This window comes from Enterobacter sp. V89_11 (assembly GCF_029967775.1).
GTDB classification, from domain to species: Bacteria; Pseudomonadota; Gammaproteobacteria; order Enterobacterales; family Enterobacteriaceae; genus Enterobacter; species Enterobacter ludwigii.
The window spans coordinates 197,605-221,962 of record NZ_JASCAN010000001.1 but is presented as its reverse complement, the minus strand read 5'-3'; the positions used below and the strand labels follow the sequence as shown (position 1 = coordinate 221,962).

Genomic DNA, 24,358 nt, shown 5'->3' with positions numbered 1-24,358 from the left:
TCGTTACAATTTCAGTGCGGTAGCACAAAAAAACGCATGCTACGTAAAGAAAGGTAAAAAAAAACCGAATGCCAGGCATTCGGTAGAATTAGGGATAAACAGACATTCAAATCTGAATGACGGTAATAAATAAAGTTAATGATGATAGCGAGAGTTATTTTAGAGATAACGGCCGATCTTGTTTTGTCATTCAGTGCTGTAAATATTTTTAATGTAGTTTACTGAATTTAAATGTTTTTTCTTCTCGCTTGATGATAAGTGCTAAATTCTTAAGCTCTCTGTGCTTTGTAAAAGTTCCTTGATATTTACATTTTGAAACATGTTTATCGTGAAATGAAACATTTTCAAAGTTTTCGTATCATATTCCCGTTGGATTATTCTGTAATTTTGCGGAGAATGAAATTGCCGACTGGTTAATGAGGGTTAATCAGTAAGCAGTGGCAATTATAAGGCATATAACAGAGGGTTAATAAAATGAAAGTTAAAGTACTGTCCCTCCTGGTACCAGCTCTGCTGGTGGCAGGCGCAGCAAATGCGGCTGAAATTTATAACAAAGATGGCAACAAATTAGATCTGTACGGCAAAGTTGATGGTCTGCACTATTTCTCTGACGACAAGAGCAATGATGGCGACCAGACTTACATGCGTCTTGGCTTCAAAGGCGAAACCCAGGTTAACGATCAGCTGACCGGTTACGGCCAGTGGGAATACCAGATTCAGGGCAACACCTCTGAAAGCGACAACCAGTCCTGGACGCGTGTAGCGTTCGCGGGTCTGAAATTCGCTGACGCGGGTTCTTTCGATTATGGTCGTAACTACGGTGTGATCTACGACGTAACGTCCTGGACTGACGTTCTGCCAGAATTTGGCGGCGACACCTACGGTGCAGACAACTTCCTGCAATCCCGTGCTAACGGCGTAGCAACCTACCGTAACCAGGACTTCTTTGGTCTGGTTGATGGTCTGAACTTTGCTCTGCAGTATCAGGGTAAAAACGGCAGCGTAAGCGGTGAAAACGATTCCGGTCGTAGCACCCTGAAACAGAACGGTGACGGTTACGGCGCGTCTGTGACCTACAACCTGGGCGAAGGCTTCAGCATCGGTGGTGCGATGTCTTCTTCTAAACGTACTGCTGACCAGAACGACACCGCTAACCTGGCGCTGAAAGGCGAAGGCGATCGTGCTGAAGTTTACTCTGGTGGCCTGAAATACGACGCCAACAACATTTACCTGGCGGCGCAGTACTCTCAGACCTATAACGCAACCCGTTTCGGTAACTCTCAGAGCAGCAGCGACATTTACGGCTTTGCTAACAAAGCACAGAACTTCGAAGTGGTTGCTCAGTACCAGTTCGACTTCGGTCTGCGTCCATCCGTGGCTTACCTGCAGTCCAAAGGTAAAGACATCGAAGGTTACGGCGATCAGGATCTGCTGAAATATGTTGATGTTGGCGCGACTTACTACTTCAACAAAAACATGTCCACCTATGTTGATTACAAAATCAACCTGGTTGATGAAAATGAATTCACCCGTCAGGCGGGTATCGGTACTGATGATATCGTAGCGCTGGGTCTGGTTTACCAGTTCTAATCGCTTCATCGTGTGACAAAGGGGGCCTTATGGCCCCTTTTTCGTGCCTTTTCGGTTCTTACAATTCACCCTTTTGGTGTACTCTTGCCGCCCTGGCATGAGGATAATAATGAATGGACATGACTTTTTTACGCGCCAGCTTCCTGGCTATACTTTTTTTCCTGACAGCATGTGACTCTTCCACGCCTGTGGCCAAAACGGATGCTCCTGCGGCGACGGTGCTGGAAGGCAAAACGATGGGCACATTCTGGCGTGTCAGCGTGATGAATCTCGATAAGACACGCGCTGACGAACTTCGCAGCAAAATTCAGTCGCAGCTGGACGCCGACGATCAGCTTCTTTCGACCTACAAAAATGACTCTGCGCTGATGCGCTTTAACCTCTCCACCAGCACTTCCCTGTGGCCGGTGAGCGAAGCAATGGCCGATATCGTGACCGAATCAATGCGCGTGGGCTACAAGACCAACGGCGCGATGGACGTGACCGTGGGGCCGCTGGTTAACCTGTGGGGGTTTGGCCCGAACAAGCAACCTGTCACCACGCCTGACCAGGCGGCGATAGATGACGCCCGCGCCCGGACAGGGTTGCAGCACCTGACGGTGATCAACCAGTACGGACAACAGTACCTGCAAAAAGATATTCCCGATCTTTTTGTCGATCTGTCGACGGTAGGCGAAGGGTATGCGGCAGATCATCTGGCCGCGCTGATGGCCCAGGAAGGTATTTCACGTTACCTGGTGTCCGTGGGCGGTGCGTTAGTCAGCCGCGGCATGAATGCCAGCGGTAATCCGTGGCGGGTGGCGATTCAAAAACCGACCGACCAGCAAAACGCCGTACAGGCGATTGTGGATATCAACGGTCACGGTATCAGCACCTCCGGGAGTTACCGTAACTATTATGAGCTCGACGGGAAGCGGATTTCGCATGTGATCGATCCGCAGACCGGTCGCCCTATCGCGCATAATCTGGTCTCGGTGACGGTCATTGCCCCCACCGCGCTGGAAGCCGATGCCTGGGATACCGGTTTAATGGTCCTCGGTCCGGAGAAAGCCAAAGAGGTGGTCCGCCAGGAAGGACTGGCTGTCTATATGATCACCAAAGAGGCTGATGGCTTCAAAACCTGGAGTTCGCCGCAGTTCGACAGCTTCCTGGTAAGTGACAAGAATTAAAAAGCAAGGTTGCGGGTTTTTAATCAGTGGCACTCGGGCACGCTGTATGTATGCTTGTAAGAGGAGCTGATGATGAAAAACCCGACCTTTACTACCGATGACGATCGCTGGCTGGCCGTGCTGGCTCGCGATCCGCGTGCTGACGATCAGTTTGTCTTTGCCGTGCAAACGACGGGGATCGTCTGTCGTCCGTCCTGCCGTGCCCGCCACGCGTTACGTAAAAATGTCCGCTTCTACCCCGATGTAGATCATGCCCTTCAGGCAGGGTTTCGCCCGTGTAAACGCTGTCAGCCGGACAAACGCGATCCGCAGGAACAGACGCTGGCAAAAGTTGAACATGCCTGCCGTCTGCTGGAGCGCGATCCCGCGTTAACGCTGGAAATGCTGGCGCAGCAGGTCGCCATGAGTCCTTTCCACTTCCACCGCTTGTTTAAGTCCGTTACCGGTATGACGCCTAAAGCCTGGCAACAGGCGGCGCGGGTACAACGCCTGCGTACCGCGCTTGCGCAGGGGAACAAAATTACCGATGCCGTGCTGGCCGCCGGGTTTCCTGATAGCAGTAGCTATTATCGTCAAGCCAACGCTGCGCTGGGCATGACGGCGAAGCAGTACCGGAAAGGGGATGTGGCCGTGCGTTATGCGATTGGTGAGTGTTCGTTAGGCCGTTGCCTGGTGGGTGAAAGCGAGCGCGGGATCTGCGCGATTCTGCTGGGTGACGACGATGCGACATTAACCGAGGAGCTTTTGACGCTGTTTCCAAAAGCAGAGCGAGAAACGCTGGAAGGAGAATTCGCCCGGTGTATTGAGCGGGTGATTAGCGCTATCGATGACCATACCGTGCCGCTGGCACTTCCGCTGGATATTCGGGGCACCGCTTTCCAGCAGCGTGTGTGGCAGGCGCTTCGTGACATTCCCCGCGGTGAAACGGCAAGTTATCGCCAGGTGGCGCAGACGATCGGTAGCCCAGGCGCTGTGCGTGCGGTGGCGGGAGCCTGTGCCGCAAATAAACTGGCCGTTATCATCCCCTGCCACCGCGTTGTTCGTCACGACGGTGCGCTTTCGGGCTACCGCTGGGGGACAGAACGAAAGGCGTTGTTACTGAAACGTGAGGCAAAGAACCCGGAGGGATAATGCTCGATCTTTTTGCGGATGCGGAACCCTGGCAGGAGCCCCTTGCGCCCGGCGCGGTGATCCTGCGCCGCTTTGCGCTTTCCCGCGCGGCGGCGCTGCTTGCCGGCATCGATGAGGTGGCGGCGGTCTCGCCGTTTCGACACATGGTGACGCCCGGGGGGTACACCATGTCGGTGGCGATGACGAACTGCGGAGAACTGGGCTGGGCGACAAACGCGCAGGGCTATGTATATGCCCCGGGCGATCCTGTAACCGGCCAGCCATGGCCGCCGATGCCTGACGTTTTTCGGGCGCTCTGCCATGACGCCGCCGTTGAAGCGGGCTATGCCGACTTTCGCCCGGATGCCTGTCTGATTAACCGCTACGCCGTGGGGGCAAAGCTCTCGCTGCATCAGGACAAGGATGAACCCGATCTGCGCGCGCCGATCGTCTCGGTATCCTTAGGCCTGCCCGCGGTCTTCCAGTTTGGCGGATTACGCCGTAACGATCCGCTGAAACGGCTCATGCTGGAGCACGGTGATGTGGTGGTTTGGGGCAGGGAATCGCGGCTTTTTTATCACGGCATTCAGCCCCTCAAACCGGGAGTACATCCTCAGACCGGCGAGTTCCGTCTTAACCTGACGTTCCGGCAGGCATCCCGTGGCCAATAAAAATAAGAATTATTCTTGATGTAACCGTCCGGCAGTTTAAACTGCTGGCTGATTTTTATTGCCCGGATTGCCTGCATGCAACTACTTCTCCTCGTCTGGCGTCAGTATCGCTGGCCCTTCATTGCCGTCATGGCGTTAAGCCTCGCCAGCGCCGCGTTAGGTATCGGCCTGATCGCGTTTATTAACGTGCGCTTGATTGAAATGGTCGATACCTCACTCGCCGTCCTGCCGGAGTTTCTTGGCCTGCTACTGCTGTTGATGGCGGTGACGCTCGGCTCGCAGCTGGCGCTGACGGCGCTGGGACACCATTTCGTTTTCCGTCTGCGCAGTGAATTTATCAAGCGTATTCTGGACACGCAGGTAGAACGCGTTGAGCAGCTTGGAAGTGCCTCCCTGCTGGCAGGGCTGACCAGCGACGTGCGCGCCATTACCATTGCCTTCGTTCGTCTGCCGGAGCTGGTGCAGGGCATTATTTTGACCTTTGGTTCGGCGGCGTATCTCGCCTGGCTCTCCACAAAAATGCTGGCGGTCACTGCGCTGTGGATTGTTATCACCATCTGGGGCGGTTTTCTGCTGGTGTCGCGCGTCTATAAACACATGGCGGTGCTGCGTGAAACCGAGGATAAGCTCTATAACGATTACCAGACCGTGCTGGAAGGGCGTAAAGAGCTGACCCTGAATCGCGAGCGTGCCGAGCATATCTTTAACCATCTCTATATTCCCGATGCCCGCGAATACCGGCATCACATCATTCGCGCCGATACCTTCCACCTGAGCGCGGTGAACTGGTCGAACATTATGATGTTGGGCGCCATTGGTCTGGTTTTCTGGATGGCGAACAGTCTGGGATGGGCGGATACCAACGTCGCGGCGACCTATTCACTGACGCTGCTGTTTTTACGTACACCGCTCCTCTCCGCCGTGGGCGCATTGCCAACGTTGCTGAGCGCTCAGGTGGCGTTTAACAAGCTCAATAAATTCGATCTCGCACCGTTTAAAGCCGAATTCCCACGCCCGCAGGCCTTCCCGAACTGGCAAACCCTGGAGCTGCGTAACGTCATGTTCCGCTATCAGGACAACGCTTTTTCCGTCGGACCAGTAAACCTGACGATTCATCGCGGCGAGCTGCTGTTCCTGATTGGCGGTAACGGTAGCGGGAAATCCACGCTGGCGATGCTGCTCACCGGCTTATATCAGCCGCAATCGGGCGAGATTTTGCTGGATGGCAAAGCGCTGAGCGCGGAGAAACCTGAGGACTATCGCAAGCTCTTCTCGGCGGTCTTCACCGATGTCTGGCTCTTTGATCACCTGCTCGGGCCGGAAGGGCAGCAGGCTAACCCTGCGCTGGTGGAGAAATGGCTTGGGCAACTGCAGATGTCCCATAAGGTTGAGCTTCAGGACGGTAAAATCCTGAACCTGAAACTCTCGAAGGGGCAGAAAAAGCGCGTGGCGCTGCTGCTGGCACTGGCTGAAGAGCGCGACATCATCCTGCTTGATGAATGGGCGGCAGACCAGGACCCGCATTTCCGCCGCGAGTTTTATCAGGTGTTACTGCCGCTGATGAAGGCGATGGGCAAAACTATTTTCGCCATCAGCCATGACGATCACTACTTCATTCATGCCGACCGTCTGCTGGAGATGCGCGACGGCAAGCTCAGCGAGTTGACCGGCGAGGAGCGCGATGCAGCGTCTCGTGATGCGGTAGCGCGCACGGCCTGATGTCTCGTCTGACCCTCTCCGACCGGGAGAGGGGATAAAATCGCGGCCGATGTGCCGCTTTTTTATGCATCCCGTCACGTTGTTTATTCTTATTTACATATCCCCGCGCTATGCTTAATGCCATCTCATTTCATGGATTTATGATTGATGTCGGTATTAAAGAAAAACAGCGCCCGGCAGCGTGACCAGGAACGTGCGCGTCTCATCTGGCTTCTCACGACCGATAAAGCGGTCACGTCTTCGTTACTGGGCAAACTGACCCTGGCTGAGCAATATGATGTCGGCACTTTAGCCGACGATATTGCTGAGGTAGGTGCACTGGTTGCCCATTTGCCTCCGCCCGACCTGGCGGATACCCTCGAAGCACTTCCCTCGGAAGAGCGTCACGCCCTGTGGCGTCTGGTGCAGGATCACGAGCGCGGGCAGGTGCTGCTGGAGGCGTCGGAAAACGTCTGGGATGATCTTATCGATGAGATGAGCGACCGGGATATTCTTGATGCCCTGCAAACGCTGGATATCGACGAACAGATTTACCTTGTTCAACACCTGCCGCGTAACCTGACCGGCCGACTGCTGGCCTCGTTGCCTGCCGATGAGCGGGCGCGCGTGCGCCAGGTGATGCACTACGATAAACACAGCGTTGGCGCAATTATGGAGTTTGGCGTCATCACGGTGCGCCCGGACGTCACGCTCGGCACGGTGCAGCGCTATTTACGCCGCCTGGGCAGTATGCCCGACAACACCGATAAACTGTTCGTGACCTCGCGGGATAAAACCCTGCTCGGTGAGCTGGAGCTGAAAACGATCCTGCTCAACAGCACTCAGCGGCGGGTGAGCGAGGTCATGGAAAACGAGCCGATGGTCTTCTCGCCGGAGGATGACGCGGAAAAAGCCGCGCGTACCTTCGAACGTGACGACCTCGTGAGTGCGGCGGTGGTGGACTCGGTCGGCAAGCTGATGGGACGTCTGACAATCGATGAGATCGTTGACGTGGTCTACGAAGAGACCGATAACGATCTGCGTGCGCTTGGTGGGATCAGCGCCGAAGATGACGTCCATGCCTCCGTGGGCAGGGCGGTCAAAACCCGCTGGGCCTGGCTTGCCATTAACCTCTGTACCGCGTTTATCGCCTCCCGCGTGATTGATGGCTTCGAACATACCATTTCGCAGCTGGTCGCGTTAGCCTCGCTGATGCCGATTGTGGCCGGGATAGGCGGCAACACCGGCAACCAGACCATCACCATGATTGTTCGCGCGCTGGCGCTGGAGAACATTCAGCCGGGTAACTTTGCCTTCCTGATCTTCAGAGAGATGGGCGTGGCGCTGATTAATGGCCTGGTGTGGGGCGGAATTATGGGCGGCATTACCTGGTGGCTGTACGACGATATGGCATTAGGCGGCGTGATGATGCTGGCGATGGTGCTGAACCTGCTGGTTGCGTCGATGATGGGCGTCATCATCCCGTTGACGATGACAAAGCTCGGGCGCGACCCCGCAGTGGGGTCGAGCGTCATGATCACTGCCATCACCGATACGGGCGGCTTCTTTATTTTTCTTGGGCTGGCAACGCTTTTTCTTCTTTAACCCGACGCTTAATTCGGGCGGGAAGGAGTGCCATCACGATAATCCCGCCCAGCACACCAATGGCCAGGTTGCCGGTTGAAACCGTGGTTGCAACGGTCACCAGCATCACGACCGTTTCCGCAAGGGGGGCATTTTTCACCGTCGCGGGCTGCAGGCTATGCCAGCTGAAGGTTTTGACGGCGACAATCGCCATAATCCCGGCCAGCACGACCATCGGGATGCGGGCCATCACTTCACTCAGCGCCGTCACCAGCACCAGAAGCACCAGACCAGCCGCAACAGTGGAAATGCGGCTGCGGCCTTTGCCCATCTCCACGTTGACGATGGTTTGACCAATCATGGCGCAGCCTGCGATACCGCCATACCAGCCTGCCAGAATGTTACCGATGCCCAGAGCAATGCTTTCGCGGCGCTTGCCGGACGGGGTCGCCGTCAGCTCATCCACCAGTTTTGCCGTCAGCAGCGACTCCAGCAGACCCACAAATGCAATGCTTAATGCGCATGGCCAGATAATGCTCAGCGTATCGGTGTTCAGCGGGACAAGCAGCTGCGTCAGCCCGGGCAGGCCACCGCTCATGGTGCCTTCGTCACCCACGGTCGGCAGGATTTGCCCGGTGGTCACGGTAAACAGGGTTAACACCACAATGGCAATAAGCGGCGCGGGGATACTTTTGATATAGCGGGGCACCCAGAGGACGATCAGCAGCGTCAGCACGAACAGGCCCACAATCAGCGGGCTTCGGCTCCAGAAATGGGGAACCTGGGCGAAGAAAATCAAAATACCGAGCGCGTTAACAAACCCGGTCATCACCGACTGCGGAATAAAGCGCATCAGTCGCGCCATACCGAGCACGCCGAAGAGGATCTGTATCGCCCCGGCCAGCAGAACGGCCGGCAAAATGTACTGCACGCCATGCTGATGCACCATCGGGCCAATCACCAGCGCCACGGAACCCGCTGCCGCCGTGACCATTGCCGGGCGGCCGCCGAGCACGGACAGGGCAAGACACAGCACCACGGAAGCAATCAGGCTGACTTTAGGATCAACCCCTGCCACGACAGAAAACGAAATCACTTCAGGAATAAGCGCCAGGGCAGTAATCACGCCCGCCAGCGTTTCACGCATCACCAGCCGGGGAGAGCGTAATACCGAGGCGACATGGCCTTCATGGGGTAAAGAAGAATCGGGTAATGACATAACACTTCGCAGGTTAGGGCAGGCTTCCGTGCGCGCGATCACAAAACGCAACATACTAGCCAGAAAAGCCGCCTTTTGCCAGCCGCATAGGTAATCCCTCACAAACAATCCATCATTAAATTTCACAATTACAATAATTTCTTAACCTTTAAACACCATTTAAAAGTTGTTACCGTTCCCGCGCAGCTTTTTTCACCTGCAATTTCCACGCATCACGCACTTTTACACTAAGGCATAAATTATGAAAAAAATGACTGCCATGCTCTTGTCTCTGGCCGTGGGGCTGAATACCGTCTCAATGGCGGCAAAAGCTGACACGCCAAAAGAGCAGGAAACGGACGTCCTTTTAATTGGTGGCGGTATTATGAGCGCCACGCTGGGAACCTATCTGCAAGAACTGCAGCCGGACTGGTCTATGACCATGGTCGAGCGCCTCGATGGCGTGGCGCAGGAGAGCTCGAACGGCTGGAACAACGCCGGTACGGGCCATTCGGCACTCATGGAACTGAACTACACACCGCAGAAAAAGGACGGTTCCATTAGTATCGAGAAGGCGGTTGAGATCAACGAAGCATTCCAGATTTCTCGCCAGTTCTGGTCTCACCAGGTGAACAGCGGCGTAATGCACGATCCGCACTCCTTCATCAACACCGTGCCGCACATGAGCTTTGTGTGGGGCGAGCAGAACGTTAACTTCCTGCGTGCGCGCTATGCGGCTCTGCAGCAGAGCACGCTGTTCCGCGGCATGAAATACTCCGAAGATCACGCGCAGATTAAAGAGTGGGCTCCGCTGGTCATGGAAGGTCGTGACCCGAACCAGAAAGTTGCCGCGACCCGTACTGAAATTGGTACTGACGTGAACTACGGCGAAATTACCCGCCAGCTGGTAGGTTCCCTGCAGAAAAAAGAGAACTTTAATCTGCAGCTCAGCACCGAAGTGCGTGGCTTTAAGCGCAATGCGGATAACAGCTGGAGCGTGACCGTTGCCGATCTGAAACACAATGAAGAAGAGCACGTCATCAAGGCGAAGTTTGTCTTTATTGGTGCGGGCGGCGCGGCGCTGAAACTGCTGCAGGAAACCGGTATTCCGGAAGCGGACGATTACGCAGGCTTCCCGGTGGGCGGTCAGTTCCTGGTGTCTGAAAACCCGGAAGTGGTGAATCGTCACCTGGCAAAAGTCTACGGTCAGGCTTCCGTTGGTGCGCCACCCATGTCCGTTCCGCACATCGACACCCGCGTGCTTGATGGTAAACGTGTGGTGCTGTTCGGGCCATTCGCGACCTTCTCCACGAAGTTCCTGAAAAACGGTTCCCTGTGGGACCTGCTGAGTGCGACCACCACCTCTAACGTTAAGCCCATGATGGACGTCGGTCTGGATAACTTCGATCTGGTGAAATACCTGATTAGCCAGGTGATGCTCTCTGACGATGAACGCTTTGACGCGCTGAAAGAGTACTATCCGCAGGCGAAGAAAGAAGACTGGCGTTTGTGGCAGGCGGGTCAGCGTGTACAGATCATCAAACGCGATCCGAAAGAGGGCGGTGTACTGCGTCTGGGTACCGAAGTGGTCAGTGACAAAGAAGGCACTGTTGCTGCGCTGCTGGGTGCGTCACCGGGGGCTTCTACCGCTGCGCCAATCATGCTGCATCTGATGGAAAAAGTGTTTAAAGACAAAGTTGCCAGCCCGGAATGGCAGGCAAAACTGAAAACCATTATTCCTTCTTACGGCACTAAGCTGAACGGTAACGTTGACGCGACGGAACAGGAACTGGAATACACCAGCCGCGTTCTGCAGCTGCAATATGTGAAGCCGCAAGCTGCTGCTGACGCAGCACCAAAGGCAGAGCTGAAGCCTCAGGCGGAAAACAAACCGGTCGCGGATATCGCACTCTGATGTGAAAAAGCCGGGTAGCGTTAGCGCTTACCCGGCTTATTAAACCGCACAGTATCATGGCCGGGTCAGGCGAAATCGCCACACGGCTTATCCTTAACGGACTTCTGCGGTGCCCGTCTCTTCTTCCGCCTTCCACACGCGATATTTCACTTCCACGTTTGCAGGCGTATAAACGACGATTGGCAGCTTGCTGTTATAGCGCAGCAGACTGTTGTCACCCAGATACGCGGTAACAAATTTCTTCTCTTTCTTGCCATCCGGGCAGGCCATCATGGTCGAAACCGGAGACGTCACTTTATCAAAGACGTAATAGTCGTAGCCCCAACCTTCCAGGGTTTTGCTTTCCAGCTGACCGCCCAGACGGTGCTGGTTGCAGTCCACTTCCAGCGTCTGGCCAATTAACAGTTCCACTTTGAAATTCGCTTCATCCTGCTGAGCGGGTAACTGAATGACCTGACGCTTCATCCCTTTTTCCGCTTGCGGATAAGGCGCTACTTTTTCCAGAGGCTGCGCTTTAGGGGTGTCGCTGGCGAAAGCGCTGGTGCTAACGCATGCGGCGGCAATCAGGGCAATGGCAAATTGAGGTGCTTTTTTCACAGTCATTCCTTTATGTCAAACTATCAGGCACAGGTTAACATAATGTTCGTGAATGGTTAGTGTAATTTACTTACATTTTCAATATTGGCAGCGTATAAAACTCTATTCATGCGCAATAAGTGGTTGTTTGTACTGCATTGGAGTCTGGCGGCAGATCGTGTTATTTTAAGCGCCACATAATGTTATTCATCTGTGAAGGGAAGAGAGAGATGGTACGTGCAAAACTGAAAACACCTGAAGGCCGCAAGTTCCTGTTGGCGCTACTGGTTGTGTTTATGATTGCTGCCGCGTGTGTTGGGCGGGCAACCATTGTTGGCGTTATTGAACAGTACAACATTCCTCTCTCTGCCTGGACGACCAGCATGTATGTCCTGCAATCAGCGATGATCTTTGTTTATAGCCTGGTGTTCACCGTGCTGCTTGCCATTCCGCTGGGCATTTTCTTCCTGGGTGGGCGTGATAAACACTAAACGCCTTTCCTGCGATAAAAAAGCCAGCCTGAGCGCTGGCTTTTTTATTGGCTCGTTGTTCTTCCTCAGGTTTTTAATCCGTCGTATCCTATTCTGTAAGCAGTCAGGCCACTGTTTTCAGAGCAGGAGTTACAGATGCTTTCCAGATTTACGGTACTCAGCCGGATCCCTCGTGGGGTCTGGGTAGTGGGTGGCGTCAGTATGTTGATGGACATCTCGTCAGAGAGTATTCACAGCCTGCTTCCACTGTTTATGGTGACTACGCTGGGAACGAGCGTGTTGGTTATCGGCCTGATTGAAGGACTCGCGGAGGCTACCGCTCTCTTTATCAAAGTCTTTTCGGGGGCGATTAGCGACTATCTTGGCAAGCGTAAAGGGCTGGCGCTACTCGGGTATGGCCTCGGTGCGCTGAGCAAACCCTTTTTCGCCCTCGCATCCTCTTCGGGGATGGTTTTAGGCGCGCGCCTGATGGATCGTGCGGGGAAGGGGATCCGCGGTGCTCCACGGGATGCACTGGTCGCAGATATCACCCCGCCGGAACTGCGCGGGGCGGCATATGGCCTGCGTCAGTCTATGGATACCACCGGCGCATTTCTGGGGCCACTACTGGCCGTGGGGTTAATGCTGCTGCTACACAATGATTTTCGCGCGGTTTTCTGGATAGCCCTGATCCCCGGCTTTCTTTCGGTTGCGCTGCTGTATTTCGGCCTGAAGGAGCCGAAAACCCCTGTCGAACATAAACGCACTAATCCCATCAAAAGAGAGAATTTAACGCGGCTGGGAAAATCGTGCTGGTGGGTCATTGGCCTGGGGGCGGTATTCACACTGGCACGTTTTAGCGAGGCTTTTCTTATCCTCCGTGCGCAACAGTCTGGCGTTCCCCTGGCCTTAATCCCGCTGGTGATGGTGGTGATGAACGTGATCTATTCTTTCTCGGCCTATCCGTTTGGCAAACTCTCTGATGGTATGAGCCATACCCGGCTTCTGCAGTGGGGGCTAGTCGTATTGATTGCCGCTGATGTCGTTCTGGCCCTGAGTACCCACTGGATCGGTATTATTGTCGGCGTTGCGCTCTGGGGCATGCATATGGGGATGACTCAGGGGCTGCTGGCCGCGATGGTGGCCAAAACAGCACCTGCGGATTTGCGCGGTACGGCGTTTGGTCTTTTCAGTCTGGTCAGCGGGGTCGGGTTACTGATGGCCAGCGTGGGTGCCGGCGCTATCTGGGAACTGTGGGGCGCAGAATATACCTTTTATGCCGGCGCGGTGATTTGTTTGCTGACGCTGCTTTATCTGCGTAAAACGCCTGCCGAAGTGCGGTAAGAATACGGTTATTAAAATGCTTGTCTTTTTTTAGTCGTACGAATCAGGGCTGGACAGCATTCATGTTGATTCAACCAGCCCTGTCATCAATTCCAATAAATTCCTGCCTCTGTAATTAGCCTCCCGCTATACCGCCACGTTGTTCAATTATCACACCTCTTATCGCGTGAAATCCGGGCATGTATCCCTCTCTGTATTGCTGACGGTGTCTGGCTTGGGCCGTATCAGCTATGCAGGGACAGGGCGCTTTATCCAGAGGAGGGATGCTTTCGTTACGTCAATGCACGCGCACTGAAACATTATTTCACTTTTTTATGCAGGATAATGAACCGGAAAAATTCACCGTCTAAGTGTTATTCACTAAAAAAATGATTGGTTGCGATAACAATAGAGATGTTTTGAAGCGAATTAACAGGGAAATATAGTGGCTGAGTTGATTGTTATTTCTACGATTTGAATTAGGGATATTGATAAATATCAAATGTGTAATCGTTTACAGTCGTTATTATGCGCGGTTTGAAGTGCTTGTTTCGTTTGTTGAAAAAAGTCCCCGACATGTGCCGGGGTAGTTAATTGTTGTTTCTGTTTTCCCTTAACATAAATTAAAGGTAATTATTGTAATGAACCGCCATTCTATCATTTCTTTATCCGTAATAATTGCGCTTTCATGCGGAAGTGTGAACGCCTTCGCTTCTAATTTCATGACCATGGATGAAAAAGCCACTGCTATTCAGTCGATTCGCAATGAAGCCAATCAGGCCATGGAGGATAAGCAGGCTGCATTAAAGGCTTACAATGCCGACCGTTCACCTGAAAATATGGCCCGTTTAGGGGACATCGAAAACAGCTTACGCACTGCAGGCGATCGTATTAATGCAGTACAGGCAACTGAAACGGCTCCCGATGCGCCGCGACCTGTAACACAAAGAACGCCGCAACCCCTGCAGCAGAAAACGCCACACATTACGGGCACGACTTACCGGAACGCTGTGATTTCAATGCAGCAAGTCACAACAGGGCCAGCCTTACCTGCAGGAACTGCCGTTAACACCCCTGACGCCACCAAAACGTCTGCAGTGGCTGCGCCACAAATCACAGGCACAACTTACCGCGCCGCAGTGGTGTCTATGCAGCAAGCGACAACAGGTCCAGCCTTACCCGCTGGCACGGCGGTTACTTCGCCCTCGCTTACTCATACTCCAGCCACCACGAAAGCCCCTGATAACGTTACAAGTGTTGCCATAACAAAAGACACGGGCTCGATTAACGTTGCTGTGTCCAGTATGAAGCCGGGGACGCCTGTGAATATCACGGTTAATGGTGTCACCACTACCACCACCGCAGGGGAGATCGCCAAAGTCGATCCGAATGTGCAAATCGCAGTTCCGCATGTAGACGCGTTGATCGTCTCTCAGCGTCAGGGAAGCGATCATAGCCGTAATAACTCACGACATGAGCATGGAACGGGGAACGGCAGCAACAATGCAGCCAACAGCAACAGCGCCCACGGCTTAGGCGGTGGCAATCATATTGGTGGTGGTAGCGCTCAGTCTGGCTCCAGAAACGTGGGTCACTGGTGATAGTCAATCTCTTGATGGGGTGGTTTTTGGGGGTTGTCAGTGGCTGGTGTATGGCTGGAATAGTGGCAAACCTGAAAGAAATCAGGCGACAACATGTCGAATTTGGGAAGTATTTTAAGTGAAACCCTTAAAAAAAGCGTTACTGATGAAAAAGGCTCAGTGGACATTCATCATTCTGGCAGCGGTGACTACAACAGCATGTAGCATTGCTTCTCAACCCGAAACGGATGCATTAAGCACCCGGCCTTTCATGGGGGGAAATGGTAAACGTGTTGCGGCAATGTCAGATTTTCAAATCTGCGAGGCGTTGGGCTATGCACAGGCCCACCACGAAACGAAAGTTTACAACACGCTTTCCGCATTGTTGGAGCAACGCCAACAGGCGGGCACGCTCAGGATCGCTCAGGGCGATTGCACCGCAGCAGCGCTAAACGTCATCAATGAGGAAAAGGCCAAAGTGAAACCGTAACGCATCAGGGGGGCCTAACGGGCCCCTTTTTTTCCAGTAAGTTACATCACACCCATTTCCCTTTGCAGAAATACAAAAACAACCCGGAAGGGTTGGTTTTCAACAATATGTTGGTCGGAAAAACGCTTCTTGGGGATGTCCTCATGTGGCTTATGAAGACATTACAAACATCGCGGTGTGTTAATCAATGGGGATCAGGGTAGGGTTAGATATGTATCAGCTCAGACTCGTTTTGGCTGTCTCAATACACCGAACCAAACCTAATATGGCAGTAAACGCTCAATCGCGACGTAACAGATTTGGACTTACACTCGTAGCCCATCCACACTTACTCGTGGCAGATCAATTACTGTCTTAATGCTTGTTTCGATGCAGTCAATGATGGACTCACGAGGCCCGCAGCGCCAGTCTGTGCTCGCGTAGAAAGAATTAAGCACTGTATTCATATTTTCAATACTTTCAAAGGCTCGAATGAGATAGTAGCAATCAAGATCGTGCAGAGAGTGACCAAACGACACCACATCGATGCCGTGGCGTTGATGTAGGGGAACGCTAATTTCTGCCATGACGTTATGAAAAACTGCTCCGGTGCCTTTGTGTAAATTGTATTGCAGTATCTCGACTGTTTTCATCATCACTGCTCCAGACGTTGGTGTATCGCACTAAGTCGATTGTCCAATGTTATTGTGTTACACAAAGGAAAATTATCAGCTAAAGTCCGCGCCAGTACATTCGATATGAGGGCTTCAACGAAATTTATTCATTTGTAAGCCACATATCAGACTCTTCAAACATATCCTCCAGCATGCGGTTCAACTTTTCACGATCGCTTTTGCTGGCATCGCTATTGAGTCCGTTAGCCTGCATAGGCTTAACCTTCACTTCAGCATCAGGGAAGATGTTATGCACTCGCTTCGTAAGCTCGGCCAATATAATTTCTCTGGCTCCATCCAGGCCCTGAACATTTCGCTTATCGTAAACCAACTCAACAAACATAAAACCTCCGTAATAACTTCAAGTGGGGGAGGTATTTTTACTGTAAAAATATACAGCGTCAAGCGTGGCGGAATGTTTTAAGGGGGATTGTCGACCGTTGGTGCTGAAACTACAGGTAATGATTCCCATCAGAAATGAAGCAATAAAAAAACCAGCCATAGGTGGCTGGTTTTAAAGAGTATTTTTGGTCGGCACGAGAGGATTTGAACCTCCGACCCCCGACACCCCATGACGGTGCGCTACCAGGCTGCGCTACGTGCCGACGCATAAAAAGAATACTACTCGATTCCGTTTTGAATGCAAGGGAATCTGTTGCTAACTGGTTTATAATTAATCAGTTAGCGATAAAGCGCTTCTCATCCGTCAGAACCTGCAGCAGCAGGCTCAGCTGCGGTTTTTGGTCTTTCAACCGCTCACCCTGCAGATTATACGTCTGATACTTCCCATTGTTGTTCAGCACCAGCGTCAGCGCTGGCGTAGTCACCACCAGCGTGCTCTCTCCGGCAGCCGTCACCCAGTTATGGCGGCGGGTGGCACTGAAGAGATCCTGCCCCTGTGAATACTCGTTTGCTGGCGTGCTGACGTGCAGCAGACGTTGCATCAGGGTCGTCATCACATCTTTATGTTCAGTCAGCATATTGATGCGCTGCGCCGGCGTTCCCGGCCAGTGGATCACCAGCGGAACATGCAGATTTGGACGCGACCACTCCATGCTCTTCGTTTCGTCACCCAACGGGATACCATGACCGGCCGTGACGATCACGACGGTGTTATCCAGCTTGCCAGACTCGCGCAACGCGTCGAGCACGCGGCCAATCTGTGCATCCACATCACCGGCAGCGCGGCTGTAGCGGCGCGCAAAGCCTTTCTGATTCGTGTCCTCAAGGTTGGTGCCGTTTAAGGCAACCCACGAGAACCAGCGGTTATCTTCCTGGGCGTAGCGTTGCAGCCAGCTTATCCACTGACTGGCGGTCTGTTCATCTGTCTGGCTCTGTGCCGCCGGCAGTGAGAAGTCTGACAGCAGCGCCTGGCGATAGAGCGCGCTGTTAAAGCCATCCGAAGAGAATAGCCCTAACTGATAACCCTGCTGATTAAGTCCGGTGATCAGTGCCGCAGGAATACGGGCGGACAGCACGCCGTCCATGTATCCGGCTGAAATGCCGTAGAACAGACCAAAGATACCCGCGTCGGTCGAGTTACCGGAACTCATATGCTGTGTAAACGTCACGTTCTTACTGGCGAAATCAGCCAGAGCAGGCATCTGCTTCTCGTAACGTGAATAATTCAGGCCATCGACGGTGATTAACAGGACGTTTTGCCCGCGGCCCATATCGCGATAGCGTAGTTCGCTCAGCGGATACTGAACGCTGACCGCTTCCGGATTACCCTGTTCGACCAGACGGCGCTGATACTCCTGCGCATCCAGCAGGCCGTGTTTTTCGAGGAAACGGCGGGCCGTCATCGGATAAGAGAGCGGCAGGTTAGCGCGCTGCATGGTAATAGGGCGATAGAAGTTCGCATCCGCCCAGATATACATGATGTGCGAGCTAATAAAGGAGACGAAAAAGAGCGTCGCAACGGGTTTCGCGTAATGGCGCCGACGGGTCAGGCTGCGCAGTTTTTGCCAGCTCCAGGTGGCAAACAGCATCTCAATAAGCAGGATCACCGGAACGCTGATAAACATCAGCTGCCAGTCACGGGCCGTTTCGTTTTGATCCGGGTTGATCACCAGTTCCCAGACGATGGGGTTGAGATGCAGGTGAAAACGGGTAAAGACTTCGCTGTCGATAAGCAGCAGCGTTATCCCCGCCGTCGCGAGGATAGCGGATAAGAAACGCATGAGCCGCTGCGACATGACGATAAACGTCAGGGGGAACAGGATCAGCAGATAGGTGGCGAAAACCAAAAAGCTAAAGTGACCCACAACGCTCATCCAGGAGTAAATACGCCCGGTTAGCGTTGTCGGCCAGTCTGCGACAAACAGATAACGACAGCCAATGACCGACGCTAACAGAATGTTGAACAGGGCAAACCAGTGTCCCCAGCTGACCATCTGGGAGACTTTTTCACGGTAGCGCTGACGATTCGTCACCATAAACTGTTGTTCGTTTCCCTTAATGGGCCTGGTCGTCGCTGACGGAGGACTGTAACGCCTGGGCGAAAGATTTGGCGATCGCCTGACGCTGAGCCGGAGCAACGCTGGTATTGATAAGGTTGGTGACCATATTTCCCAAAACCATCAGGGAGAGATCGGTCGGCGTTTTATGTTTTTCCAGTACGTTGACCAGCTCACTGAGCAGTTGTTCAACGTGTTCATCACTGTAGCGGGAATGTTGTGGCATAAATCAAAATCAGTTTGTTGATGAAAGGGCAACATATTACCGTAGCGACAGCTTTTTTTCCCCTTTTTTATCTGTTGTTGCACACATGACCTGGTGGTGGTTGAATACCGCCCGGTCTAAAAGGAGAGTTTATCATGAGTCTGGAAATCAACCAGATTGCCTTGCACCAGCTTATCAAGCGTGATGAGCAAACCCTTGAAGTGGTGCTTCGCGATTCGTTACTGGAACCCACGGCGACCGTTGTGGAAATGATGGCGGAGTTGCACCGCGTCTACAGTGCTAAAAATAAAGCCTATGGTCTGTTCAGCGAAGAGAGCGAACTGGCTGATAGTCTTCGTCTGCAGCGTCAGGGCGAAGAGGATTTCCTGGCGTTTAGCCGTGCCGCCACCGGACGTCTGCGTGACGAACTGGCAAAATACCCGTTCGCAGATGGCGGTATCGTCCTGTTCTGTCACTATCGGTACCTGGCAGTAGAGTATCTGCTGGTCACCGTGCTGAACAATTTAAGCAGCATGCGCGTGAATGAGCAGCTGGATATCAGTTCTACCCATTATCTTGATATCAACCATGCGGATATCGTGGCGCGTATCGATTTAACCGAGTGGGAAACGAACCCGGAATCGACCCGCTACCTGACCTTCCTGAAAGGCCGCGTCGGCCGTAAAGTGGCTGATTTCTTTATGGACTTCCTCGGCGCCAGCGAAGGTCTTAACGCCAAAGCGCAGAACAAAGGGCTGCTGCAGGCGGTTGACGACTTTACCGCCGAAGCGCAGCTCGATAAATCTGAGCGTCAGACCGTGCGCCAGCAGGTGTACAGTTACTGCAACGAACAGCTGCAGGCGGGAGAAGAGATTGAGCTGGAGTCGCTGTCAAAAGAGCTGGCGGGCGTCAGTGAAGTCAGCTTCCAGGAATTTACCGCTGATAAAGGCTATGAGCTCGAAGAGAGCTTCCCGGCGGATCGCAGTACGCTGCGACAGCTCACTAAATTTGCCGGTAGCGGCGGTGGGTTGACCATCAACTTTGATGCCATGCTGTTGGGTGAACGCATCTTCTGGGATCCGGCCACCGATACGCTGACCATTAAAGGCACGCCGCCGAACCTGCGCGATCAGCTTCAGCGCCGCACCTCTGGCGGGAAATAACAGGCATAAAAAAAGCCCCGCAGAAGCGGGGCTTTTTTTTCGACGTGTTTGCGATTACGCGCGAACGAAGTCGATGTGAGTGACTTTTGGCTTGAACGCGTGACGCTGAACAGCCTGAACTTTCACTTTTTCTTCTTTACCGCCAACAACGATGGTCAGAACTTCGCTGTAGAATTCAGGTTTGTTCTGCAGGTTCCACACTTTGTCGTGATCCAGTTCGATTGCAACTGGAGCAGCTTCGCCACCGTAAACGATAGCCGGGAACTTGTTAGCGTTACGCAGGCGGCGGCTCGCACCCTTACCCTGCACGTTACGTACTTCTGCTTCGATAGTAAACATTGATTTCTCTCTGTATTTTAAACCCTACTACAGGCGACCCAGCAGCAGGTGAGTGTTCTGCTTCACGGATATGAAGCGGGCGGCATTTTATACTCAAATGCCCCTCACATCAATGAAAAGTCCCCTTAACCGCGCAATTCGTTGGCGCGACGAAAACGGCCTTCGTAATCAAACACCTTTTCCCGAACCTGCCAGAACTGTCCTTTCATACGAGCCACAACAAAATCCGGGTGGCGCAGTAACACCTGCTGGCGCACGATATCGGCCACGGTAATCCAGCGCAGCGGTACACCGGGAGTACGGGTGTGCGGGCGAATAAAGAGTTGTTCGAAGGCCATACGCTGGGCAGGCGTATGTACCCTGAAGCGCTCGCTGACGTCTGCGCCGTCTTCATCGTAATAGGTGATTTTCAGCCACTCGCCTTTGTCATCCGCGCCGGGTTGCAGTGCCATACCGGAACAGCGCAGCACCAGCGCATCTTTTAACTTCAGCGCTGCTTTTAGCATGTCATCAGGATCGACCAGAACCGTATCGCATTCGCGACAGCGACGGGCGGCAATATCGTTTTCCGCATTGCACTGCGGGCAGTTTTTAAAGCGGAAACGGAAATCGCACTGTTCGCGATGTCCTTCGTCATCTTCAAACCAGCCCTGACAGCGGCGGCCAAAATGTTCAATCAGCGTGCCGTCTGCGGTGGTTTTACCCCAGAAGGTGTTGGCAAAACCACAGGCAGGACAAAAGACCTGAACGGGGACGTTGTCGCTTTTGCCTTTTGGCGTGCCGACTTCCGGAGAGTAGAGATCGTGCGGGTTACCGGCGTAATCCAGAATAAGACAGTCGGTTTTCCCGGGCGCCAGGCGCAGGCCGCGCCCCACAATCTGCTGATAAAGACTGACCGATTCGGTCGGACGTAAAATGGCAATCAGATCGACATGCGGGGCATCAAACCCGGTGGTTAACACCGACACGTTCACCAGATAGCGGAATTGTTGCGCTTTGAAGGCGTCGATCAGGCGGTCGCGCTCCGGCCCGGGCGTCTCGCCGGTGATTAAGGCCGCGTCCTCGGCGGGCAACAGCCCGGTAATTTCTCGCGCATGCTCCACGGTGGCGGCAAAGATCATGACCCCTTTGCGTGTCGCGGCGAACTCTTCTATCTGGCTAATGATATGCGGGGTAATGCGCTTTTGCTTTTTCAGCTCCTGGTTCAACTCCGCTTCGCTGAATAACCCGTTGCTCTGCGCCTGTAACCGGCTGAAATCGTACTGCACCACCGGCATGTCCAGCCGCTCGGGCGGCGTCAGGTAGCCATGCTTGATCATGTAGCGCAAAGGAAGTTCATAGATACAGTCGCTGAACAGCGCTTTCTCATCGCCGCGCACCATGCCGTGATAATGGTAGCGATAGATCCAGCCTTTACCCAGGCGAAACGGGGTCGCCGTCAGGCCAAGCAGGCGAAGGTGCGGGTTCACCTCTTTCAGGTGAGTGAGGATTTGCTGATACTGGCTGTCGTCGTCATCGCTGATGCGGTGACACTCGTCGACAATCAGCAGCGAAAATTCACTGCGAAACAGATCAAGGTTGCGGGCCACCGACTGTACGCTGCCAAAGACCACTTTGCCGTGGCTCTCTTTGCGCTTTAGCCCGGCAGCGAAAATGTCAGCTTCCAGCCCGAGCGCGCAATACTTGGCATGGTTCTGCGCCACCAGCTCTTTGACGTGGGCCAGCACCAGCACGCGTCCGCGTGCCAGACGCGCCAGTTCGGCGATCACCAGGCTTTTGCCAGCACCGGTCGGAAGCACAATGGCCGCCGGTGCCTGGTGTTTACGAAACCAGGCGAGAGTGGCGTCAACGGCTTCCTGCTGATAAGGACGAAGTGTAAAAGTCATGGGGTCTCGGTTTAGTTATTTCGCATATAGTATGCCACGAAACTTTTTCCCTTGAGTGGCGCAACCAGACCATTATACTGAGCCATTCCAGACTGCTTCTTTTTCGGACCTGTTGTCCGACTTCCAGCATCATTAAGGCTAAAAAGATTTCATGCGACTTGATAAGTTTATCGCTCAGCAACTCGGCGTAAGCCGCGCTATTGCCGGGCGTGAAATTCGCGCCAGCCGCGTTACCGTGGATGGCGACATTGTGAAAGACACTGCGTTCAAACTCCAGCCTGACCATCAGGTTGAATATGACGGCAACCCGCTGACCCAACAGCACGGGCCGCGCTATTTCATGCTCAATAAGCCGGAAGGCTATGTCTGTTCCACGGACGATCCGGATCATCCAACGGTGCTTTATTTCCTCGACGAACCGGTCGCGCACAAGCTGCATGCCGCTGGCCGTCTTGATATCGACACCACCGGGCTGGTGCTGATGACCGACGACGGGCAGTGGTCACACCGTATCACGTCTCCGCGCCATCACTGTGAGAAGACGTATCGGGTGACGCTGGAGTCTCCGGTCGCGGATGACACGGCAGAACAATTTGCCAACGGGGTTCAGTTGCATAATGAAAAAGATCTGACCCGGCCTGCCGTGCTTGAAGTGATCGCGCCTACCGAGGTTCGTCTGACCATCAGTGAAGGGCGCTACCATCAGGTGAAGCGTATGTTTGCCGCGGTGGGTAACCACGTTGTCGGTCTGCATCGTGAACGTATTGGCGCAATTGAACTCGATCCTGAGCTGGCGCCCGGCGAATATCGCCCGTTAACGGAAGAAGAGATCGCCAGCGTTGGTCTGCCTTCGCATTAATTTCAGGAGAACTCTGTGACCACCAGGCCACACTCGTCGTTCAAAATCGTCTTCATTCTTGGCCTGCTGGCCATGCTGATGCCGCTGTCTATTGATATGTATCTGCCTGCACTGCCGGTTATTTCCGCGCAGTTTGGCGTACCGGCAGGCAGCGCGCAGATGACGCTCAGCACCTATATTCTCGGTTTTGCCCTCGGTCAGCTGTTTTATGGTCCGATGGCGGACAGCTTTGGCCGCAAGCCCGTTATCCTTGGCGGGACCCTGATTTTTGCAGGGGCAGCGGTGGCCTGTGCGCAGGCGCAAACCATCGATCAACTGATTGTCATGCGCTTTTTCCACGGTCTGGCGGCGGCAGCGGCAAGCGTGGTGATCAATGCCCTGATGCGCGATATCTACCCGAAAGAAGAGTTCTCCCGGATGATGTCGTTTGTGATGCTGGTGACGACGATTGCACCGCTGGTGGCCCCTATGGCCGGCGGTGCGGTGCTGGTATGGTTCAGCTGGCATGTGATTTTCTGGATCCTGGCGCTTGCCGCGCTGCTGGCCTCGGCAATGATCTTCTTCTTTATTGATGAAACGCTACCCGCGGAGCGCCGACAGAAGTTCCACATCCGAACCACAATGGGGAATTTCGCCTCACTGTTTCGCCATAAGCGCGTGCTGAGCTATATGCTGGCGAGCGGTTTCAGCTTCGCCGGGATGTTCTCATTCCTGAGCGCCGGGCCGTTTGTCTATATCGAACTGAACCATGTTTCTCCGCAGCACTTCGGTTATTACTTTGCGCTTAACATCGTCTTCCTGTTCATTATGACCATCATTAACAGCCGCTTTGTCCGCCGAGTCGGGGCGTTGAACATGTTCCGCGCCGGGCTTTGGATCCAGTTTGTGATGGCTATCTGGCTGGTGCTGAGTGCTTTTACAGGCATGGGCTTCTGGGCGCTGGTGGTGGGGGTTGCGGCCTTCGTCGGCTGCGTGTCGATGGTTTCCTCCAATGCGATGGCGGTGATCCTCGACGAATTCCCGCATATGGCAGGCACCGCCTCGTCGCTGGCCGGAACATTCCGCTTTGGCATCGGCGCCATCGTCGGGGCGTTACTGTCGATGGCCACGTTTAATACGGCCTGGCCGATGCTGTGGGCGATGGCGTTTTGTGCAACCAGCTCCATTCTTTTCTATCTCTACGCCAGTCGGCCGCGAAAGGTGGCCAGCTAACGCGCAAATAAGGCCCAGTCAGGGCCTTTTTTGTTGACACACATCAACCAAAGCTGCGTTCGTTTACCCTGTGTTTGTTTCTTTTATGTAAAATCTATTTGTGTAAAAAGTCACATCATTGTATTTAAAAAGGTTGAGTTAGATCGCAGAAACGGGTACATATAGCGCCGACGCGAGCCTGAACACCTATAAAAAAGCGCCGAATAGT

The 24,358-nt window shown here is 53.6% G+C and carries 22 protein-coding genes and 1 tRNA gene; 14 read left to right on the top strand and 9 right to left on the bottom strand.

From position 1 onward, the window contains the following. Positions 1-474 precede the first annotated feature (474 nt). The 6 genes from QLG09_RS00950 to mgtE all read left to right on the top strand — a co-directional run bounded on the left by QLG09_RS00950 (position 475) and on the right by mgtE (position 7,843). Positions 475-1,590 carry a porin OmpC gene (locus tag QLG09_RS00950; protein WP_020883165.1) on the top strand — a complete coding sequence of 372 codons (1,116 nt, stop codon included), beginning with the start codon at positions 475-477 and terminating at the stop codon, positions 1,588-1,590. A gap of 113 nt (positions 1,591-1,703) precedes the next feature. Continuing rightward, complete coding sequence (apbE, locus tag QLG09_RS00945; RefSeq protein ID WP_014170957.1) at positions 1,704-2,759, top strand: FAD:protein FMN transferase ApbE; 1,056 nt, start codon at positions 1,704-1,706, stop codon at positions 2,757-2,759. Between the two features lie 72 nt (positions 2,760-2,831). After that, positions 2,832-3,890, top strand: a complete 1,059-nt coding sequence (ada, locus tag QLG09_RS00940) for a bifunctional DNA-binding transcriptional regulator/O6-methylguanine-DNA methyltransferase Ada (protein ID WP_049023598.1) — start codon at positions 2,832-2,834, stop codon at positions 3,888-3,890. Then, positions 3,890-4,540, top strand: a complete 651-nt coding sequence (gene alkB / locus QLG09_RS00935; RefSeq protein WP_020883168.1) for a DNA oxidative demethylase AlkB — start codon at positions 3,890-3,892, stop codon at positions 4,538-4,540. The genes ada and alkB overlap by 1 nt, the downstream gene beginning before the upstream one ends. Positions 4,541-4,615: 75 nt before the next feature. Beyond that, positions 4,616-6,259 carry a multidrug ABC transporter permease/ATP-binding protein gene (locus QLG09_RS00930; RefSeq protein WP_049023597.1) on the top strand — a complete coding sequence of 548 codons (1,644 nt, stop codon included), beginning with the start codon at positions 4,616-4,618 and terminating at the stop codon, positions 6,257-6,259. Positions 6,260-6,406: 147 nt separating this feature from the next. Then, positions 6,407-7,843, top strand: coding sequence for a magnesium transporter (gene mgtE, locus QLG09_RS00925; RefSeq protein ID WP_049023596.1), 1,437 nt, complete (start codon positions 6,407-6,409; stop codon positions 7,841-7,843). Here the strand turns inward: mgtE and QLG09_RS00920 are convergent. Then, complete coding sequence (locus tag QLG09_RS00920; protein WP_049023595.1) at positions 7,806-9,095, bottom strand: SulP family inorganic anion transporter; 1,290 nt, start codon at positions 9,093-9,095, stop codon at positions 7,806-7,808. The two genes, mgtE and QLG09_RS00920, sit on opposite strands and share 38 nt — an antisense overlap. Before the next feature lie 187 nt (positions 9,096-9,282). On the opposite strand from QLG09_RS00920, the gene mqo reads away from it, so the two are divergent. Then, positions 9,283-10,935: a malate dehydrogenase (quinone) gene (gene mqo, locus QLG09_RS00915; protein WP_014170951.1), complete on the top strand. Its 1,653-nt coding sequence runs from the start codon at positions 9,283-9,285 to the stop codon at positions 10,933-10,935. Between the two features lie 93 nt (positions 10,936-11,028). Here the strand turns inward: mqo and eco are convergent, their stop codons facing one another. Further along, the gene (eco, locus tag QLG09_RS00910; RefSeq protein ID WP_040018015.1) at positions 11,029-11,532 is read right to left on the bottom strand and encodes a serine protease inhibitor ecotin; all 504 of its coding nucleotides are present in this window, start codon (positions 11,530-11,532) and stop codon (positions 11,029-11,031) included. Positions 11,533-11,741: 209 nt separating this feature from the next. On the opposite strand from eco, the gene QLG09_RS00905 reads away from it, so the two are divergent. From QLG09_RS00905 to QLG09_RS00890, 4 genes are all read left to right on the top strand, one after another. Continuing rightward, positions 11,742-12,002 carry a DUF2534 family protein gene (locus tag QLG09_RS00905; protein WP_010433451.1) on the top strand — a complete coding sequence of 87 codons (261 nt, stop codon included), beginning with the start codon at positions 11,742-11,744 and terminating at the stop codon, positions 12,000-12,002. Between the two features lie 135 nt (positions 12,003-12,137). Then, the gene (locus tag QLG09_RS00900) at positions 12,138-13,325 is read left to right on the top strand and encodes an MFS transporter (RefSeq protein ID WP_049023594.1); all 1,188 of its coding nucleotides are present in this window, start codon (positions 12,138-12,140) and stop codon (positions 13,323-13,325) included. A gap of 620 nt (positions 13,326-13,945) precedes the next feature. Continuing rightward, a complete protein-coding gene (locus QLG09_RS00895; RefSeq protein ID WP_049023593.1) occupies positions 13,946-14,905 on the top strand; it encodes a hypothetical protein in 960 nt (319 codons plus the stop codon). Between the two features lie 118 nt (positions 14,906-15,023). Next, positions 15,024-15,374, top strand: coding sequence for a hypothetical protein (locus QLG09_RS00890; protein ID WP_231106625.1), 351 nt, complete (start codon positions 15,024-15,026; stop codon positions 15,372-15,374). Between the two features lie 305 nt (positions 15,375-15,679). On the opposite strand, the gene QLG09_RS00885 is transcribed toward QLG09_RS00890, so the two are convergent. The 5 genes from QLG09_RS00885 to QLG09_RS00865 all read right to left on the bottom strand — a co-directional run bounded on the left by QLG09_RS00885 (position 15,680) and on the right by QLG09_RS00865 (position 18,712). After that, positions 15,680-16,006, bottom strand: a complete 327-nt coding sequence (locus tag QLG09_RS00885; protein ID WP_049023602.1) for an NIPSNAP family protein — start codon at positions 16,004-16,006, stop codon at positions 15,680-15,682. A gap of 124 nt (positions 16,007-16,130) precedes the next feature. After that, on the bottom strand, positions 16,131-16,370 hold the full coding sequence (locus QLG09_RS00880; RefSeq protein ID WP_014170944.1) for a DinI family protein: 240 nt from the start codon (positions 16,368-16,370) through the stop codon (positions 16,131-16,133). Positions 16,371-16,555: 185 nt separating this feature from the next. Then, a tRNA-Pro gene (locus QLG09_RS00875) sits at positions 16,556-16,632 on the bottom strand. A gap of 72 nt (positions 16,633-16,704) precedes the next feature. Beyond that, on the bottom strand, positions 16,705-18,465 hold the full coding sequence (gene yejM / locus QLG09_RS00870; RefSeq protein WP_032680580.1) for an LPS biosynthesis-modulating metalloenzyme YejM: 1,761 nt from the start codon (positions 18,463-18,465) through the stop codon (positions 16,705-16,707). 19 nt (positions 18,466-18,484) lie between these two features. Beyond that, positions 18,485-18,712, bottom strand: coding sequence for a YejL family protein (locus QLG09_RS00865; RefSeq protein WP_001135586.1), 228 nt, complete (start codon positions 18,710-18,712; stop codon positions 18,485-18,487). 134 nt (positions 18,713-18,846) lie between these two features. Between QLG09_RS00865 and yejK the strand changes: the two genes are divergently transcribed. Then, positions 18,847-19,854: a nucleoid-associated protein YejK gene (gene yejK, locus QLG09_RS00860; protein WP_014170942.1), complete on the top strand. Its 1,008-nt coding sequence runs from the start codon at positions 18,847-18,849 to the stop codon at positions 19,852-19,854. 54 nt (positions 19,855-19,908) lie between these two features. Here the strand turns inward: yejK and rplY are convergent, their stop codons facing one another. Both rplY and QLG09_RS00850 read right to left on the bottom strand, forming a co-directional pair. Further along, positions 19,909-20,193 (bottom strand): 50S ribosomal protein L25, encoded by a 285-nt coding sequence (rplY, locus tag QLG09_RS00855; protein WP_014170941.1) that lies wholly within the window; start codon positions 20,191-20,193, stop codon positions 19,909-19,911. 125 nt (positions 20,194-20,318) lie between these two features. Beyond that, on the bottom strand, positions 20,319-22,079 hold the full coding sequence (locus tag QLG09_RS00850) for a DEAD/DEAH box helicase (RefSeq protein ID WP_020883178.1): 1,761 nt from the start codon (positions 22,077-22,079) through the stop codon (positions 20,319-20,321). 151 nt (positions 22,080-22,230) lie between these two features. Here QLG09_RS00850 and rsuA point away from each other — a divergent pair, with 151 nt between their 5' ends. Both rsuA and QLG09_RS00840 read left to right on the top strand, forming a co-directional pair. Further along, positions 22,231-22,938, top strand: a complete 708-nt coding sequence (gene rsuA / locus QLG09_RS00845; RefSeq protein WP_014170938.1) for a 16S rRNA pseudouridine(516) synthase RsuA — start codon at positions 22,231-22,233, stop codon at positions 22,936-22,938. Positions 22,939-22,953: 15 nt separating this feature from the next. Beyond that, positions 22,954-24,150, top strand: a complete 1,197-nt coding sequence (locus QLG09_RS00840) for a Bcr/CflA family multidrug efflux MFS transporter (RefSeq protein ID WP_049023590.1) — start codon at positions 22,954-22,956, stop codon at positions 24,148-24,150. Positions 24,151-24,358 lie beyond the last annotated feature (208 nt).

Bases quoted from the DNA above. Each gene is read 5' to 3' on its own strand.
- QLG09_RS00950 (WP_020883165.1), top strand. From the start codon at position 475: ATGAAAGTTAAAGTACTGTCCCTCCTGGTACCAGCTCTGCTGGTGGCA.
- apbE (WP_014170957.1), top strand. From the start codon at position 1,704: ATGGACATGACTTTTTTACGCGCCAGCTTCCTGGCTATACTTTTTTTC.
- ada (WP_049023598.1), top strand. From the start codon at position 2,832: ATGAAAAACCCGACCTTTACTACCGATGACGATCGCTGGCTGGCCGTG.
- alkB (WP_020883168.1), top strand. From the start codon at position 3,890: ATGCTCGATCTTTTTGCGGATGCGGAACCCTGGCAGGAGCCCCTTGCG.
- QLG09_RS00930 (WP_049023597.1), top strand. From the start codon at position 4,616: ATGCAACTACTTCTCCTCGTCTGGCGTCAGTATCGCTGGCCCTTCATT.
- mgtE (WP_049023596.1), top strand. From the start codon at position 6,407: ATGTCGGTATTAAAGAAAAACAGCGCCCGGCAGCGTGACCAGGAACGT.
- QLG09_RS00920 (WP_049023595.1), bottom strand. From the start codon at position 9,095: ATGTTGCGTTTTGTGATCGCGCGCACGGAAGCCTGCCCTAACCTGCGA.
- mqo (WP_014170951.1), top strand. From the start codon at position 9,283: ATGAAAAAAATGACTGCCATGCTCTTGTCTCTGGCCGTGGGGCTGAAT.
- QLG09_RS00905 (WP_010433451.1), top strand. From the start codon at position 11,742: ATGGTACGTGCAAAACTGAAAACACCTGAAGGCCGCAAGTTCCTGTTG.
- QLG09_RS00900 (WP_049023594.1), top strand. From the start codon at position 12,138: ATGCTTTCCAGATTTACGGTACTCAGCCGGATCCCTCGTGGGGTCTGG.
- QLG09_RS00895 (WP_049023593.1), top strand. From the start codon at position 13,946: ATGAACCGCCATTCTATCATTTCTTTATCCGTAATAATTGCGCTTTCA.
- QLG09_RS00885 (WP_049023602.1), bottom strand. From the start codon at position 16,006: ATGAAAACAGTCGAGATACTGCAATACAATTTACACAAAGGCACCGGA.
- QLG09_RS00880 (WP_014170944.1), bottom strand. From the start codon at position 16,370: ATGTTTGTTGAGTTGGTTTACGATAAGCGAAATGTTCAGGGCCTGGAT.
- yejM (WP_032680580.1), bottom strand. From the start codon at position 18,465: ATGGTGACGAATCGTCAGCGCTACCGTGAAAAAGTCTCCCAGATGGTC.
- QLG09_RS00865 (WP_001135586.1), bottom strand. From the start codon at position 18,712: ATGCCACAACATTCCCGCTACAGTGATGAACACGTTGAACAACTGCTC.
- yejK (WP_014170942.1), top strand. From the start codon at position 18,847: ATGAGTCTGGAAATCAACCAGATTGCCTTGCACCAGCTTATCAAGCGT.
- rplY (WP_014170941.1), bottom strand. From the start codon at position 20,193: ATGTTTACTATCGAAGCAGAAGTACGTAACGTGCAGGGTAAGGGTGCG.
- QLG09_RS00850 (WP_020883178.1), bottom strand. From the start codon at position 22,079: ATGACTTTTACACTTCGTCCTTATCAGCAGGAAGCCGTTGACGCCACT.
- rsuA (WP_014170938.1), top strand. From the start codon at position 22,231: ATGCGACTTGATAAGTTTATCGCTCAGCAACTCGGCGTAAGCCGCGCT.